The organism is Gracilibacillus sp. Marseille-QA3620 (assembly GCF_054950035.1).
The window spans coordinates 3,743,770-3,759,639 of sequence record NZ_CM143102.1; the positions used below are offsets into that span (position 1 = coordinate 3,743,770).

The following is a 15,870-nucleotide window of genomic DNA, read 5'->3' on the forward strand; positions in this document are numbered from 1 at the left end:
AGGGGAACACATGAAATTTACCATTAATAATGAAATCATGTCAGCCGATTTGGGCTATGGAGAGCTGCTAATATCTCCAAATAATCAGAAAGGATATCGTCCAATAGAACTCTTCGTGTCTTCCTTAGCTGGATGCAGCGGTACTGTGCTTAGGGACATACTTCAGAAGAAGCGGCTTGGAGTCAGACAAGTGGATATAGAGGTTTCCGTTTCAAGGATTCCTGAAGAAGCCAATCGAATTAACCAATTATGCTTCTTCGCGACCGTTCATGCAGATAAGACACTGTCGCCGGAATCCACCGAAAAGGTAACAAAGCTAATGATGAAAAATTGCGGCATGATCCAATCTGTGATCAGTTCTATTGATATTAACTATGAAGTAATATTTGCAGGTGATAAATAATGAGCTATTTCACTATTGGGAGCCTGACGATTCCCGCTATTTGGCTGGCCGTCCTTCTCACCCTTTTAATCACATCACTCTTATATAGATTCGCTTTTGGAAGGAAGCTCGATGACTGGTACTGGAACGGCTTCTTTCTTTATTTCCTCGTATGGAAGCTCAGCTATATCCTGTTTCATTTTGATATGTTCCTAGACATACCTCTGTCTATCGCTTACTTCAATGGCGGCATAAAAGGGCATTTCCTTGCTCTTGTCTCGCTCTCCATTTATCTGTTTTATATTTCGGAGAAAAAACGACAGCCGATTCATCGCCAGGCTACTATGCTAGTCCTATTATTTTTTATCGGCTTTGAAACAATCCATTATGCGCTGGAAACAAATGTACCGGCTGTCCTACTTAATCTGCTATTACTGATTGGTTATGTAGTGCTTCTTAAAGGGAATAAACAAAGCTTTTCTACGCAGCTATTTTTCTTTATTTTTCTTTTAGAGCTATTCATAATCAGCTTCTTCCAGTCCATTCTGTCCATTGAAATTCTGACCTTCAGCTGGCTGGCAGTCATAGCCTATACCCTTTCTATCCGGGGTCGCTCCAACTATAATTCTTTAGGCGGTGAAGAACGTGAATAAAAATTTCTTATCCATAGCCATACTCTTATTGGCTCTCGCAATCGTATTCGTCAATCTATGGAACCCAGCCGATAATCAAAAAAGTGAAAGTAATGGAGACTCTGAAGGCACCGTAGAAGGCATTAAAACGGCTGATTCAACTACTGCTCAAGTCAAGGAAGGACAGCCTGCTCCTGACTTTGAACTCACCACAATAGATGGGGAAACGATGAAGCTATCAGATTACAAAGGTAAAAAGGTCATCCTCAACTTCTGGGCGACATGGTGCCCGCCTTGCAAAGCTGAGATGCCTCATATGCAAAATTTCTATGAAAAGCACCAAGAAGAGGGTGTTGAAATTATTGCTGTCAATCTTACAAATATTGACCATGGCAAAGAAGGCATCAAGACATTCATTCAGGATTACGAGCTTACCTTTGCCATCCCGCTCGATGAAGAAGGTCTAATTGGCGAGCAATACCAAGCCTTCACCATTCCAACAAGCTATATCATTGATACAAAAGGTGTCATTGCTAAGAAAATTGTCGGCCCGATGGATGAGGGGATGATGAAAGGATTGATTGGGGATATTCAGTAGCTTCGAAAATTGTGCAATTCCTTGGATACATCGACATTAAACAGAAGGCAATGATGAGCCTTGACCTTTCACAGCACCTACAGTTCCTTATGCTCAATCAAGATAGACGCCCTCAGGAAACGCCACAGATGTTTTCGAGGGCTCTTTGTACTATTGGATTAGATGCAGGAATAGGTGAAATCGAACAGTCCCGTTTCATTCATGTACGTTCACCATCTTCCTGCCCCTCCCTTATGATCGAATAATGCTTTCTTTACTAAGGCAGGCTCATCGGCATACACGCCAATATACGTCACTTGTTTTGTCAGGCCTCCAACAAGGTGAATGGATTGAGGTCCTTTCAATTCGAGAATAAAACTCGGTTTTTCCTCTGTCGTCCCTAAAGCTTTAAAATGATAGACCTTCTTTTCCTCCAGATGATCATGAATTTGTTTTATGTCTTCTAAATCAATGCATATATTTCTCATCAAGCCATTTGATAGATAGAGGTGATTATGTTGTATGAAGAGAGGATTTTTACGCAATGCCTGAAAATCTGCCACAAGAAAAATCAATCCATAAACAGAAAAAATCGTGTGAATCCAAGCCAGGAGAGGAAGCTTCTCCGCAAAGAAGAAATGAAAACCGATGCCCTCAATTATAATCGCATGAATAAGCATAATGAACATCGGTACATAAAAAGTTTTTTGATAGACTGTCCAGCCTGCTTCTTTGGCAGGCTTTCGCCAGCTTAAGAAAGCATAATAAAATACAAGGATCTCTGAAATGAGGACTCTAACAATGGGGTTCCCTTTTCCCTTTGCTTTCGCTTCCTTTTGCAAAGTAAATAACATGGAGGTTTGACCGCGTTTCACCTGATGAAATATACCTGGTAAATAACGAGCGAACAGAAGCAATAAAATAATTTCAATACTAACAAAGGCTGCCTCAATGCCAATAGCTGTCCACGTTAACACCTCGAAAGGCTCCATTAAGGCACTTGGTATGATAAATCTGATGAACAGCATCCCAGCAGCCATGACAGTCAGCACGGTTTTTACATTCCATTTCTTTATATGAAGGAGGATAAACACCGGAACCAAAACAACACAATCTAGGATGGAGCCAATCACAACCCCTCTCTGCTGTGCATGTGTCAATTGCTCTAAAGCAATGATCTGATAGGCTGCCACATTTCCCAGCATTATGATACCAGCAGCAATTAACCACCTTTGTTTTTGAGCAAGCTGCCAAACCAATTCAATCGCCTCCCATGTATGAATCATTCTCTTATCAACTAGTTTATCAAAACGAACACCGTGAAAGTCCTGAAATCATGTTTATTTATGGTAGTTTTCATAACGTAAAACGAAGAAATTTGCCGATTGGTTGTGTTTCTTCTACAGAACTAACCTGCCTTTTAGCCTATGAAATCCCGTTTTATAGTTCTTTAGAAAGAACATAAAACTAGTAGTTTCTTAACTTGTCCTCTTTCAACTTTGTAAAATATGATAAAAATGTATAAATATGTATGAATAATAGGAGGGAAATCATGGTTTGGCGAAAAGTGGTTTTAAAGTAGCAGCTTCACTGTTAGCAATATCGATGGCATTCAGCACGGTTGGCTCAGCGAATGAGGGCAGCAACAATGGCAAATCTGGCTATTCACAGGATCAGAAAATCATAGCGAGAGTTGATGCTGAACGGGCAATTGAGCATGTCCGCTTTTTATCTGAGGAAATTGGCCCCCGACCAAGCGGGCTGCAAGCAGAAAAGGATTCAGCTGAATACATTGCTAATGTACTTAAGGGCTATGGCTACAAAGTAGAATTTCAGCATTTCCCTGTAGCTGATCAATACATCGCTGATGTGGCCTTTGCGGACGGAACCTCTTGGCAGATGGGGGCGGCTCCAAATGGAAAGGTCAGCAGGCAAACGGTTAACGGCGAACTTATTTTTGTAGATGGAGGGACCAATCTTGCCGACTTCCCAGCTGATACAGCCGGGAAAATCGTGGTCATGCCTAGAGCTTCTACAACCGCCTCCTACCGTACACAAGTAAATAATGCTGTTGAAGCCGGAGCTGTAGGTGTTATTCTGCAAAGTCTCACAGGAAGCCGCGGAAATTACGGCTCGACCTTTAATCCTAGCTTAGCTCAACCAGTTGATATTCCTGTTTATGGAGCAGCTTTCATCCAAGGTGAATGGCTGAAAGAACAATTGGCAGGAGGCCCTGTTGAATTAAGCCTGTCAGCAGAGCAATTCACGAATCTTGAATCCGTGAATGTCATCGCCACGAAAGCTCCAAAAGGAAAGAAAAAAGATACAAAAGAAGTCATTCTCGGTGCACACCATGACAGTGTAGTAGGGGCGCCTGGCGGAAATGACAACGCATCAGGTGTTGGCTTAATGCTCGAACTTGCGCGTGTTTACAAGGGCTACAATACGGATAAAACACTTAAATTCATTGCCTTTGGTTCAGAGGAACGCGGCCTTCTCGGTGCAAGACATTATGTGGACCAATTAACCCAGGAACAACGAGAAAATATCGATGCTGTCTTCGTTCCGGACATGGTAGCCACAAGCTACGGACCAGCGAAAAACCTTTACGCCATGACGCCAAACGGCTCCACAAATATGGTCACTGATTCAACGATGGAAGCAGGTGCACGCCTAGGAAACTCTGATATTCTGCCAGGTACATTCGGTTCAAGCGATCACGTTCCATTCCATAATGCTGGTATACCTGCTGCCCTCTTCATCTGGATGGGCATTGATAGCTGGGATCCGCTCATCTACCATATCGAGAAAGTCTACCATACACCACAGGATACAATTGAAGATAATATCTCGGTTGAAAGGATGCAATCTGCTCTTGATATAATTGGTTCCGGGTTATTTGATGTCGTCCGGAAACAAGTCCCTCCACTTGATAAATAATTGGTTCAAAATGAAGAGGCTGGGACAAAACCCTCCTCTTAAATGAAAAAGCCGGAGAATTTTACAACAAGTAAAATTTCTCCGGCTTTTGATTCTTCATAATTCTGCTGGTTTTAAGTCACCACAACTAAATCCATGGAAAACAACAGCCGGACACTAATGGTGAATGAGAAATGGGAAGAACTAAAAGAATATGTAAGAGAGAGGTAATCAGAAGAGAAAACTAGCTTGATCTAATGTCAAAGAAAAATAAATGCGGAACCCGTTTTTGAATTTTTGAAGGCTAATTTGCGTTTCACCCAATCTTTTGTACTGGGTGAAACAAAGATTGAAAATGAAATGGGTCTTGCGTTAAGGGCTGTGAATTTACGGAAATCCGCGGCAAGTAGATAAAGAAAAACATAGCTTAAAAATATATTAATATCTTTCCTCATTAATGAAGAACTATATCCATCGTAATAATAGGTTCTCATTTTTCTTTATAATCAGCGAGTTTTTGATTGGTTGACTTTGTCATCTCACAATAATACTCATTCGGATTATCGGTGTCCGAAACCTTCCATTTGCTATCGCTGATTTTTGTTAAAATGATTTTATCATCCAAAATAATTGTTTTCTCTGTACTATCCGTTATTTTAAATGTATCGTCATCTTCTTCATTATCCATATAAGAAGTGATATCAATATGATCATCATAATAATCATTATCGACAAACTCCATATAACCACTTAAAGAATCGGCTTTGATTTCCCAAACTCCTAAATATCTTCAGCAGATAATATCGAATTATAGACAAGTTGATTTCCATAATATATCGAACTATAGGAATTTGGATTTTTAAATTCGCCTTTTTTGTCGAGTTTATTTATAGATACCGAATGTAAAGCATTATCGTCAGTTCGATAAATAATTTTGTCTACATAAGCAACGAATAATTCAACGTCACTACTTATCTTTTCTGCATTAAAGTAAAGTTCATTATCCTTTGTTAAGAATACGATGTTTTCACCTAGAGTAGAAACCTGATAATTGTATTCACCCTGAGAAATATCTACTCCAATTTTTTCTTTCTTGCCATTCTTAATGGAAAATAAATTATCATCGCCATCTATATAATATACTTGTTCACCAACAACATAGAATTTATGTACTTCCTCAGCCAACTTCCTCTTTGATTTTTTTGAACCGATATCTTTCACACATAGATTCCCATCAACATCTAATACGTAGAAGGAATCATCTTGTTTATGGAAATAAGATACATCAGAGGCAATTCTGTGACTGATTCCATTTCTATATTTAAAATACAATTCCCCTTTTTTGTCATCATCATCATAGTCCGTCAAATAGGCTAAATCACCATTATTATCTATAATCATATTATAATAATAGATTTCCTCATCACTAATAATCTTCTTTTTATCCTCTTCTTCTATATCACGTATGTATAAATCATTCCCACCTGTATAAATGACAATTTTATTGCCATCATCAGAAATATCATAGTAAATTACTTCTGAAGCGATTTTATCCTTTTGTTTGTCGCTCGAGAAACAATACAAATCATCTTTCTCATTCGTATAATAGATATGTTCACCATCTGAGGAAATTTTATAATAGGAAATACCTGACGCTACTTTTATTTTATCTTTCCCATTAAAAATGGCATAGAGATCATCTTCATCAGAAAGATAAGCTATTGTATCAGAGTTATCAGACAACCCATATGTAATAGATTTATCAGATACATTATTAGCTATTTTTTGTTTTTCTCCATCTTCATACAAATACAAACTATAATCATCATCTACAAACATGAGTCCCTTTCCATCTATATAACTAGCAGATTCCTCTAAAACATTAGATGCTACTTTTTCAGAATCTTTTTCAGGATACTTAATATATAAATCATTGCCCTTCATCATGACATATACGTCATCATTTTGTTGAGAACTAGAAGATATATTACTACACCCAGCAACAAGGAGTGTGCATACTATCGCGGCTAGTGTCCATTTCATTTCCCTTAACATTCAATCACTCTTCCATATTAAAGTATAAAAACATTTTAAATTATACTATAATAATAATATCCTTTTATATATTCTAAATTTTCCATCTGTTGGTTTTGATAAAACTCCCATAATGCGCCCATTCCTAATGAAATAGTAGATAAACCCACTGGCAATTTAATCCAAAAAAAATGATACAACCTAATCGATATTGTCCTAAAAAACATAGCACCTAAAATCGTAAAACGATTATTACCAAGTGCCATAAACCTCCATAGGTAGATGAAGCTGTTCCTTTTCCACTTTCAGGTGCTCAGTCTAACCAAAGCATTCATTGGTGTGAGGATAAAGTTCAATGCAATTTGGCCATCTATTTATATTGAAATAATAAATCCAACAAAAAAGATACCTAAGAAGAGAGAATCATCTTTCTTTTTAGGTATCTGATCACTTTACTTTATTCATTTTTCAGCATTGACAGTCTGGTTAGCGTCAAAAAAATAAAAAACCACCAAAACTATGTATTGGTGGAGACGGTGGGAGTCGAACCCACGTCCAAAGATAACGGCACTTATGCTTCTACGAGTGTAGTCGATATATTGGCGATTCGCTGGTCCTTCGGCCTATCGACAGGCTTCCGGGCAGCTAGTCTGATTGTTCTCTTCCTTCTCCCTCAGACGGCGAGATCCGGCGTAGTCCACTTAGAGTGAGTCCCTTACCCTACCACATGGACGATGGAGGGAGGAACAGCTATCGACTGTTATTAGGCAGCGAAAGCTAGGTTGTTGTTTTGTTTGCCAGTTATAGGCTATGACGTTTTAACGAGGCCGATCCCCTCGACTCGCAACATAAGCTCGAACTACCCCTGTCGAATCCGTAACGTCCCCTCATTAAGAATGTGGAGCGTACGAAATGAAGAAGCTCAAAGCTTGTTTGCTTTGCTTCTATTCAATTACGGTACATGAATTATTATATCACAACGGATGTGAAATTCAATTGTAAGAACTTGGGCTTTAAACCAGATTAGCGCTGCCGTTCCTTGAAGGCACGCTCAATTTCGCGTTTGGCTTCCTTCTTCTTCAGATCTTCACGCTTGTCATAATTCTTCTTACCCTTACCAAGGCCGATTAACACTTTCGCGAAGCCGTTTTTCAAATAAAGCTTCAATGGGACGAGTGCATAGCCTTGTTCCTTCGTTTGGCCGATCAGCTTGGAGATTTCTTTATTGTGTAGAAGAAGCTTGCGCACGCGCAGCGGATCGTGGTTATAGCGGTTCCCCTGCTCATATGGGCTGATATGCATTCCCATCAGGAAGACCTCGCCATTAATGATCCTCGCATAGGAATCCTTCAGATTCACGCGGCCATTACGAATCGATTTGATTTCCGTTCCTTGGAGAACAATTCCTGCCTCATAGGTTTCTTCAATAAAGTAATCATGGTATGCCTTTTTGTTCTGTCCAATGACTTTTCCTGCTCCTTTTGGCATGTCCATACCCCCTCTCTCTTTATACGGGTCATTTTGAAAAAAAGAGCCGTTACTTGGCTCTTTCTATTATCATACTACAGCAATTGCCTCTATTTCTACAAGCCCGTTCTTTGGCAGGCGTGCGACCTCAATGGCACTTCTTGCCGGAAGGGAGCTGTTAAAGTAAATCGCATAGATTTCATTAACCGTTGCAAAGTCATTCATATCCTGCAGGAACACCGTTGTTTTAACCACATTATCTAGACTCAGCCCTGCCTCATTCAAGATAGCCTGGACATTCTTTAACGCCTGCTGTGTTTGTTCGCGAATACCGCTTCTTAATTCCCCTGTTTCCGGGTCAAGTCCCAGTTGGCCGGATGTATACACGAATCCATTGGCCTCGATAGCTTGAGAATAAGGGCCGATTGCGCTAGGAGCCTTTGATGTTTGGATGATTTTCTTTCCCATAGTAGTATTCCTCCATTTCACTCTATTCCATACCCTTATATTATTCGACTTGAACCGGCTTTTTCCTGCTGTCTAAAAGGAAGAAAGGATGTGCGGGTGCACATCCTTACAATTCAACAGATTCCATCTCTGTTTTTTCACTGTTATAAACTTTTTTATCAAGCTGTCCTGTCGCTCTTCCTGTCACTAGACCAGCTGTCACAGAGCCGCTCACATTAAGAGCAGTACGGCCCATATCAATAAGTGGTTCAACAGAAATCAAAAGAGCCGCGATGCCGATTGGCAGATTCATGCTTGATAGGACAATCAAGGCAGCAAATGTTGCACCGCCGCCAACACCAGCGACACCAAATGAACTGATGGCTACGATGATGACTAGTTGAATCAAGAAAGCCGGATCAAGCGGGTCTGGCGCAATCATGACGGCCAGCATAGCCGGATAAATTCCCGCACAGCCGTTCTGACCGATGGATGCACCTAAAGATGCCGCAAAATTCGCAATGCCTCTTGAGTTCCCGAATTGAGTGGTCTGGGTTTCCACATTGATTGGAATCGCAGCTGCACTAGATCGGGATGTAAAGGCAAATGTCATCAATGGTCCAATTTTCTTTACATATTGTACCGGGCTAAGTCCAGAGAAGCTTAAAATGACTAGATGAACAAGGAACATGACAATCAGCGCCACATAGGAGGCGATGACGAATCGGGAAAGCTCGATAACCCCATCCATATTCGTATTCGCAATCGTATTGGCCATAAGAGCCACAATGCCGTATGGAGTAAGTCGGAGAATCAATGTCACAATCCGCATCACAATCTTATACAGCGCATCAATAATTTTCTCAAATGTCGCGAACTCTTCCGGAGCCTTTCTGCGCACCCCAATTGCTGCTATCCCTATAAAGGCGGCAAAAATGACGGTTGCAATAGTGGAAGTAGGACGCTGTCCAGTTAAATCAAGAAATGGGTTCGTTGGGATGACCTGCAGAATCCGCTCAGGGAAGCTTAAGTCGTCTACTTGAACCATCGTTTCTTCTAATTGGGCAGAGCGAGCCTGCTCTGCTTCACCATTTTCAAGATTATCAGCGGAAAGGTCAAACCCTAGTGCACTCACAATCCCAATAACTGCCGCAATCGCTGTTGTGGCAACGAGCACACCGATAATGGAAAAGCTGATTTTCCCAACACCGCTATCCCCTTTAATTTTGATAATCGCAGAGATGATGGAAACAACAATCAATGGCATGACAATCATCTTCAAGAAGCTGACATAGCCGGTTCCAACGATACTGTACCAATTCTTCGTACCCTCAAGCACCTCTGATCCGCTATCATAGCCGAACTGCAGGTAGAAGCCAAGGATGAGCCCAAGGCCAAGAGCTGTAAATACCCGCTTAGAAAACGAGACATGTTTCTTCTGCATGAAATATAAAAGACCGATTAGAGCTAGTAACAAAATAATATTGACAAGCAATAACAAAGTATCCACTTTGGTATATCCCCCTCTTCGCTAATTCATAGTATTACTATAAGGATTATAAACATTCTTGAACGATTTGTAAATTATATGCTCTTATCATTTGGATTTTCCTCTAAAATCGTACACTGATGGATAAAAACCTTGTCTTTCTGCTACCCGAGGGGATGGCCATTGAATCAGAATATCGTAAATAGGGGTCATTGGTCATAGGAAACGATATTTCGATTTGGCTGTCCTAGTAAAAAGTAATATCTTTTATAGAAATTCAACTAAGAAATACAGTAATCTCTGCAAAAAGACCGTCAGCTTGTCCATTTTCATTTATCCAGCCTTGATCGGTCTTCTTTTTTTAATGGGCGATTCAGGATTTCATCTTTTAAGGGCGAGCTTTCACTGGTTAAGGGCGAAAACAACAATTTTATGGGCGAACACCAAGATTTAAGGGCGAAACATTCTTTGTATGGGCGAAAATACTAGGGTAAGGGCGATAAATCTGGCTTATGTGTGCTGACCGCTCGCCCGCTCCTGAGTAATTCCTCCATAGAAGCACAACCTCTATAAAAAAAGAGCACCCCATCCCAATGGGGTACTCTCCTCCGTTTATCGTTTCTTTTTGCGCCCGGATTTGCGCTTAGCATTAGGGGCGTTTTCATAGAACTTTCTTTTCTTTCTAGGTCCTTTTTTCTCGGAGCCTTGGCTGGAGCCTGAACCAGAGCCAGGGCCTTTGCTTCCACCTCCGCGCTCATTGCGCTTGCCTCCGCCTTTTTGCGGGCGTCCTGAATCCTTGCGCCGATTCTTGCCTGGCTCAGCTTTAAAGATACGTTTCTCGCCGCGCTCGCGCTGGCGGTTGTCCTTCATGCCGACGATTTCAAAGTCGATCGCACGCTCGTCTTTGTTGACATTAATGACACGGACCGTAATCTCATCACCGATGCGGAAGACTTTTGCTGTCCGCTCGCCAATCATCGCGTACTGACGGTCATCGAAATGATAATAGTCATCTGTCATATAGCTGACATGGACAAGACCTTCAATCGTGTTGGACAATTCAACGAACATCCCGAAATTCGTGACAGAGCTGATGATGCCGTCGAATTCCTCGCCAATCTTGTCTTCCATGAATTCCGCTTTCTTCAGGTCATCTGTTTCACGTTCAGCATCAACTGCCCGGCGTTCCATGGCAGAACTGTGCTGAGCAATCTCGCCAAGCTTTTCATTCCATTTCTCCTGCGTCTGGCTGCTTAAATCTCCATTAATTAAATAAGTTCTGATTAATCTGTGGACAATTAAGTCAGGGTAACGACGAATCGGCGATGTGAAATGTGTGTAAAAGTCTGTTGATAACCCAAAGTGACCAAGACTCTCTGGGTCATACTTTGCCTGTTGCATAGAACGAAGCATGACGGTTGAGACAACCATTTCCTCCGGCTTTCCTTCCACCGCTTCAATGATTTCCTGAAGGGCACGCGGATGTACCGAATTAGCTGTTCCTCTTACGATATAGCCAAAGTTAACGATAAACTCGAAGAACTTTTGCAGCTTCGCCTCATTCGGCTCTTCATGAATCCGGTATAGGAACGGAACATCCATCCAGTGGAAATGCTCTGCCACCGTTTCATTGGCTGCAAGCATGAATTCTTCAATCAATTTCTCAGCAACCGAACGCGTGCGAATGACAACATCCGTCGGTTCTCCGTTTTCATCCACAAGGATCTTCGCTTCCTTGAAATCGAAATCGATTGCTCCGCGTCTCATCCGTTTTTGACGCAGAATGGCTGCAAGCTTTTCCATTTCCTCAAACATCGGCACTAATGGTTCGTACTGCTTAATTAATTCCTCATTCTTATCCACAAGGATTTCATTCACATCTGAATAAGTCATCCGTTCTGTTGTCTTGATCACACTTTGGAAAATTTCATGGGAAACAACCGTTCCTTCTGAATCAATCTCCATTTCGCATGATAACGTCAAACGGTCAACCTTTGGATTCAAGGAACAAATTCCGTTGGATAAACGATGTGGAATCATCGGAATAACCCGGTCGACGAGGTACACACTTGTCGCTCTGTCCAAAGCTTCCTTATCAATCGGGGAGCCTTCTGTTACATAGTGAGAAACATCCGCAATATGGACACCAAGCTTATAATTGCCGTTATCAAGACGTGTAACTGTAACCGCATCGTCCAAGTCCTTCGCATCCGCGCCATCAATCGTAACGATTGTTTGGCCGCGCAAATCACGGCGGTCCTTCAAATCCTTCTCATCAATCACATCCGGCGTACGGTTTGCTTGTTCAAGCACATCCTCAGGGAATTCCTGCGGCAGCTCAAATTTGTGGATAATAGAAAGGATATCCACACCTGGGTCATTTTTATGTCCTAAGATTTCCACAACTTCTCCCTCAGCAGACATTCTGCCTTCTGGATAAGTAGTGATTTTCACAACAACCTTATGGCCTTCAATGGCGCCATGCTTCGCCTCATTCGGGATGAAGATATCATTTGCCATTTTCTTGTCATCCGGAATGACGAAACCAATTCCTCTTGTTTCGGTATACGTACCGACGACATTCTTGACACCGCGCTCTACGATTTTGACAATGGATCCTTCACGGCGGGCACCTGAGGATTCTCCCGACACCCGTACCATAACGGTATCGCCATGCATCGCATTATTAAGCTCATGCGGCGGGATGAAGATATCATCCATCATGTCTCTCTCTTCAGGAATAACGAAGGCAAAGCCTTTCGCATGGCCGGAAACCTTCCCCTTAACGAGATTCATGCGCTGCGGCAAACCGTAACGATTGGAACGCGTCCTTACGACCTTTCCTCGCTCTTCCATATAAACGAGCGCCTTGACGAAATCCTTAAAATCCTCGGAATCATCAATGCCCATCGCTTCCTCTAATTCTTGTACTGTCATGGGTTTGTAAGCTTCTTCTTTCATATAAGAATATAGCTTGTCTACGAGTTGACGTATATTGTCATCCATTCAAACCCCTCCTTCCTTCACTTCTCTAGATTGAAGGATTAATCAGTCCAATCTAATCCTTCTAAAAATTCGAGTATATCTTTATGAAGTTGATCACGCTCGATATCCGTTGTAATAACATGTCCAGATTCCTCATACCATTTCAAGCTCTTCTGCTCGCTCTTGGCTGAATCATGGATGATGTTCGCGGAATCAACATTAATCATGTGGTCATGACGCCCTTGTACGACAAAGAGAGGGACATCCACTTGGCTTACATGGTCCCTGACATCTCCAATTAATTCTTGGAGAGCCTTCAGCGTTTCCATCGGACTCTTCTGGAATTCCTTCATCTCAGCCTCTATCTCACTCTCGCTTTTGCCTTCTCGTTTCTTGTATTCACGGGCATACTCAAGTACCCCTTTATACATCGTTTCTTCACTTTTTATATACATGGGTGCACACATGGGTACGATACCCTTCACAGGTACAGTGTAACCTAATTTCAAGGAAAATACCCCACCTAATGAAAGACCAGCGACGGCAATTTCTTTATGCCCCATCGCACGCAGTTTATCATAGGCTCTCATGACATCCTTCCACCAGTCCATCGGTCCGTAATTCACCAATTCCTCAGGCGGAACTCCGTGACCTCTGTATTGCGGCGCATGACTTGTGTACCCATTCTTCTCAAGGAAACGGCCAAGCATACGAACATCAGCGCTGCTGCCTGTGAATCCGTGCAAGAGCAGGACAGCTCGGCTTCCTCCCTCAAAAGTAAATGGCTTTGGCTGTGTCAATTTCATGTAACTATCCCCTTTTTGCAATGTATGTATCCTAAGTTTACGATGTACATTCAGCAAAGGCTATTATTTCGCCCCCTCAAACATCAAAAAAGCCCGGCAATTCGCCAGGCTATGTTTGCTTGCTCATATGAAATTACTTGCCGAATAAGGATACAAGTACCGTAAGAACAAAGAATAAAATAGAAAGAACGATTGTGACACGGTGTAAAATCAAATCCAAGCCGCGAGCCTTTTGCTTACCGAAAAGCTGTTCAGCACCGCCGGAAATAGCACCTGATAATCCAGCACTTTTGCCGGATTGAAGCAAGACAACGGCAATTAAACTAATGCACGTAATAACCAATAAAATAATCAGTACAGTATGCAGCACGAACAAATACCTCCTAATTACGGTCTACTCAATATTATCACTTTACCATACCCGCCTTTTTTTCACAATAACAAACCCGACTGGTACAGGAGTTATTTTCCTCATTGTCGGGTATAAAATAAATAATGACTTCTACTACCCTTCAGAAAGGGGCAATCGGCATGTTTAATTACATCATGAAACGAATTGATTATGTGAACATGGCTGGGTTCTTAGTTGGCGGCTTTATTTTGCTCATCATGCGAGCTGATTATCTCCTAGGTATTCTCCTGCTCATAGCAGGCATTCTATTGCTCTTATCAAAAATGAATGGCTCTATGCCGTTGTACATCCTGACGTACTTTGTCCATTTTTTCTTAATAGGTCTGTTCATTTACAGCCTTTTCATGAACAATGCCTACACCTTAGGCGAGTACGCCCTTATAGGGGCGGCTGCATTAGCTGTGGCGGTCATGGCACTCATCGTTCGAACAAGTACGGGGACGCTGACCTTATTCTGGCTGGCTTTACATAGTTTGATTATCATTCAGGCGTTCATCAGCCCAGGCAGCTTCATGACCGAACTCTGGAGCACCCAATCTGTCCAGCAGGTCTTCCACACCTTCTATCCGCTGCTGATTGCCTTCTTCTTGATTGGCGTATTCTTTGACCGCTTCCAAACGGAACTTAAACGGGAATACCGCAATAAATAGATACAGAAGAGCTGCCTCAAGGCTGGGAGGCAGCTCTTCTTTTAAGAGAGATGAATTTTCATACCGAACGGGTCAATCACTTCATAAATATCGTTAATCTTGGTAACCTCTGCTCCTAGAGCTTTTATTCTCAAGACTGCTTCTTCCCTGTCCTTATCATCTGGATAAACAATCGTGTAATGCTCTAGCCCCGTGCTGTTCGGCGATGCCGCAGGAATATGCTGTCCGTTCCACACATTCAGTCCAATATGGTGATGATACCCGCCGGAGGAAATGAATAAAGCCTGACCGCCATAACGAGTGACCACCTCAAATCCAAGGCCGTCACAATAAAACTTCTCAGCCTCCGCTAAGTCACCGACATGAAGATGAATATGCCCCATAATGGTTCCTTCCGGCAGCCCTTTCCACCCCTCTTTCGTTCCAGCCTGGAGCAAATCACGCGCATTCAGCGGCTCGGTCGTCATATGAACCTCTTTCTCATTCCAAATCCAATTGGAATCATCACGGTCTACATAAACTTCAATGCCATTATCATCAGGATCCTGTAAATAAATCGCTTCACTGACATGATGATCGGATGCCCCAATTCGCACATTCAATTTCACCAAGGATTGAAGAAAATCAGCCAAGTCAGAACGATTAGGCAAAAGAAGCGCAAAATGATATAAGCCTGTTCGATGCGGCTCTTTTGCTGAAACACCTTCCGGCTCAATCAATGTCAGAAGCGGTGTCTTCCCATCTGCCGTCAAGACAGCTCTCTTCTTCTCTCGTTCTAACACACGGAAGCCAATGATTGTTTCATAATATCGAATCGACCTCTCAATATCCATTATCTTTAATTCAAGATTTTCTACATACTTACAAGGCTTTTGATGATAGTTTTTCCCCATTCTCCTCACCCATTTCTTCTTATTTTAGTGTAATTATACAAGCATTGTGCAAGGATTGCGAATGATAAGTTGCTAGCGTTATGATAAAAGACCTAGTTAATTAGGTGCATTTTTCAGAATTTTCTAACACAATTATAGCAATATATTCTCTCGCCGATTAATATAATCAGTAGAGAT

At 41.9% G+C, this 15,870-nt stretch carries 16 protein-coding genes, 1 other RNA gene and 1 pseudogene; 6 read left to right on the forward strand and 12 right to left on the reverse strand.

The genetic code is table 11. The features are described from left to right. The first annotated feature begins 10 nt into the window (after positions 1-10). From ACY8DX_RS18865 to ACY8DX_RS18875, 3 genes are read left to right on the forward strand one after another with little or no spacing between them, the layout of a single operon-like run. Entirely contained in the window at positions 11-403 is a 393-nt protein-coding gene (locus tag ACY8DX_RS18865) for an OsmC family protein (protein ID WP_462405823.1), read from the forward strand. Continuing rightward, on the forward strand, positions 403-1,035 hold the full coding sequence (locus ACY8DX_RS18870) for a hypothetical protein (protein WP_462405824.1): 633 nt from the start codon (positions 403-405) through the stop codon (positions 1,033-1,035). The genes ACY8DX_RS18865 and ACY8DX_RS18870 overlap by 1 nt, the downstream gene beginning before the upstream one ends. After that, the gene (locus ACY8DX_RS18875; protein WP_462405825.1) at positions 1,028-1,612 is read left to right on the forward strand and encodes a peroxiredoxin family protein; all 585 of its coding nucleotides are present in this window, start codon (positions 1,028-1,030) and stop codon (positions 1,610-1,612) included. The genes ACY8DX_RS18870 and ACY8DX_RS18875 overlap by 8 nt, the downstream gene beginning before the upstream one ends. 209 nt (positions 1,613-1,821) lie before the next feature. Here ACY8DX_RS18875 and ACY8DX_RS18880 read toward each other — a convergent pair whose 3' ends face one another. Continuing rightward, positions 1,822-2,877 carry a hypothetical protein gene (locus ACY8DX_RS18880; RefSeq protein ID WP_462405826.1) on the reverse strand — a complete coding sequence of 352 codons (1,056 nt, stop codon included), beginning with the start codon at positions 2,875-2,877 and terminating at the stop codon, positions 1,822-1,824. A gap of 319 nt (positions 2,878-3,196) precedes the next feature. On the opposite strand from ACY8DX_RS18880, the gene ACY8DX_RS18885 reads away from it, so the two are divergent. Both ACY8DX_RS18885 and ACY8DX_RS18890 read left to right on the forward strand, forming a co-directional pair. Continuing rightward, complete coding sequence (locus ACY8DX_RS18885; protein WP_462406981.1) at positions 3,197-4,531, forward strand: M20/M25/M40 family metallo-hydrolase; 1,335 nt, start codon at positions 3,197-3,199, stop codon at positions 4,529-4,531. Between the two features lie 126 nt (positions 4,532-4,657). Continuing rightward, a pseudogene (locus ACY8DX_RS18890) lies at positions 4,658-4,924 on the forward strand (transposase); the annotation flags it as partial. A gap of 76 nt (positions 4,925-5,000) precedes the next feature. Here the strand turns inward: ACY8DX_RS18890 and ACY8DX_RS18895 are convergent. From ACY8DX_RS18895 to secG, 10 genes are all read right to left on the reverse strand, one after another. Continuing rightward, entirely contained in the window at positions 5,001-5,252 is a 252-nt protein-coding gene (locus ACY8DX_RS18895; RefSeq protein WP_462405827.1) for a hypothetical protein, read from the reverse strand. Positions 5,253-5,290: 38 nt separating this feature from the next. Beyond that, on the reverse strand, positions 5,291-6,565 hold the full coding sequence (locus ACY8DX_RS18900; protein ID WP_462405828.1) for a TolB-like translocation protein: 1,275 nt from the start codon (positions 6,563-6,565) through the stop codon (positions 5,291-5,293). A 35-nt stretch (positions 6,566-6,600) separates the two neighbouring features. After that, complete coding sequence (locus ACY8DX_RS18905; RefSeq protein WP_462405829.1) at positions 6,601-6,810, reverse strand: hypothetical protein; 210 nt, start codon at positions 6,808-6,810, stop codon at positions 6,601-6,603. 259 nt (positions 6,811-7,069) lie between these two features. Then, positions 7,070-7,431, reverse strand: a transfer-messenger RNA (tmRNA) gene (gene ssrA / locus ACY8DX_RS18910). Between the two features lie 136 nt (positions 7,432-7,567). Then, positions 7,568-8,032, reverse strand: coding sequence for an SsrA-binding protein SmpB (gene smpB, locus ACY8DX_RS18915; protein ID WP_049669543.1), 465 nt, complete (start codon positions 8,030-8,032; stop codon positions 7,568-7,570). A gap of 69 nt (positions 8,033-8,101) precedes the next feature. Next, positions 8,102-8,479 carry a RidA family protein gene (locus tag ACY8DX_RS18920; protein WP_049669542.1) on the reverse strand — a complete coding sequence of 126 codons (378 nt, stop codon included), beginning with the start codon at positions 8,477-8,479 and terminating at the stop codon, positions 8,102-8,104. A 106-nt stretch (positions 8,480-8,585) separates the two neighbouring features. Next, the gene (locus ACY8DX_RS18925) at positions 8,586-9,968 is read right to left on the reverse strand and encodes an L-cystine transporter (protein WP_049669541.1); all 1,383 of its coding nucleotides are present in this window, start codon (positions 9,966-9,968) and stop codon (positions 8,586-8,588) included. Between the two features lie 591 nt (positions 9,969-10,559). After that, on the reverse strand, positions 10,560-12,953 hold the full coding sequence (gene rnr, locus ACY8DX_RS18930) for a ribonuclease R (RefSeq protein ID WP_462405830.1): 2,394 nt from the start codon (positions 12,951-12,953) through the stop codon (positions 10,560-10,562). Between the two features lie 38 nt (positions 12,954-12,991). Beyond that, positions 12,992-13,738: an alpha/beta hydrolase gene (locus ACY8DX_RS18935; protein ID WP_462405831.1), complete on the reverse strand. Its 747-nt coding sequence runs from the start codon at positions 13,736-13,738 to the stop codon at positions 12,992-12,994. A 133-nt stretch (positions 13,739-13,871) separates the two neighbouring features. Continuing rightward, on the reverse strand, positions 13,872-14,105 hold the full coding sequence (secG, locus tag ACY8DX_RS18940; RefSeq protein WP_049672739.1) for a preprotein translocase subunit SecG: 234 nt from the start codon (positions 14,103-14,105) through the stop codon (positions 13,872-13,874). Between the two features lie 164 nt (positions 14,106-14,269). Here secG and ACY8DX_RS18945 point away from each other — a divergent pair, with 164 nt between their 5' ends. Then, entirely contained in the window at positions 14,270-14,800 is a 531-nt protein-coding gene (locus ACY8DX_RS18945) for a hypothetical protein (RefSeq protein WP_462405832.1), read from the forward strand. Between the two features lie 41 nt (positions 14,801-14,841). Here the strand turns inward: ACY8DX_RS18945 and ACY8DX_RS18950 are convergent, their stop codons facing one another. Then, complete coding sequence (locus tag ACY8DX_RS18950) at positions 14,842-15,693, reverse strand: VOC family protein (RefSeq protein WP_462405833.1); 852 nt, start codon at positions 15,691-15,693, stop codon at positions 14,842-14,844. Positions 15,694-15,870 lie beyond the last annotated feature (177 nt).

Bases quoted from the DNA above. Each gene is read 5' to 3' on its own strand.
- ACY8DX_RS18920 (WP_049669542.1), bottom strand. From the start codon at position 8,479: ATGGGAAAGAAAATCATCCAAACATCAAAGGCTCCTAGCGCAATCGGC.
- ACY8DX_RS18945 (WP_462405832.1), top strand. From the start codon at position 14,270: ATGTTTAATTACATCATGAAACGAATTGATTATGTGAACATGGCTGGG.
- ACY8DX_RS18900 (WP_462405828.1), bottom strand. From the start codon at position 6,565: ATGTTAAGGGAAATGAAATGGACACTAGCCGCGATAGTATGCACACTC.
- smpB (WP_049669543.1), bottom strand. From the start codon at position 8,032: ATGCCAAAAGGAGCAGGAAAAGTCATTGGACAGAACAAAAAGGCATAC.
- ACY8DX_RS18865 (WP_462405823.1), top strand. From the start codon at position 11: ATGAAATTTACCATTAATAATGAAATCATGTCAGCCGATTTGGGCTAT.
- ACY8DX_RS18870 (WP_462405824.1), top strand. From the start codon at position 403: ATGAGCTATTTCACTATTGGGAGCCTGACGATTCCCGCTATTTGGCTG.
- ACY8DX_RS18935 (WP_462405831.1), bottom strand. From the start codon at position 13,738: ATGAAATTGACACAGCCAAAGCCATTTACTTTTGAGGGAGGAAGCCGA.
- ACY8DX_RS18905 (WP_462405829.1), bottom strand. From the start codon at position 6,810: ATGGCACTTGGTAATAATCGTTTTACGATTTTAGGTGCTATGTTTTTT.
- ACY8DX_RS18895 (WP_462405827.1), bottom strand. From the start codon at position 5,252: ATGGAGTTTGTCGATAATGATTATTATGATGATCATATTGATATCACT.
- ACY8DX_RS18880 (WP_462405826.1), bottom strand. From the start codon at position 2,877: ATGATTCATACATGGGAGGCGATTGAATTGGTTTGGCAGCTTGCTCAA.
- ACY8DX_RS18950 (WP_462405833.1), bottom strand. From the start codon at position 15,693: ATGGGGAAAAACTATCATCAAAAGCCTTGTAAGTATGTAGAAAATCTT.
- rnr (WP_462405830.1), bottom strand. From the start codon at position 12,953: ATGGATGACAATATACGTCAACTCGTAGACAAGCTATATTCTTATATG.
- ACY8DX_RS18885 (WP_462406981.1), top strand. From the start codon at position 3,197: ATGGCATTCAGCACGGTTGGCTCAGCGAATGAGGGCAGCAACAATGGC.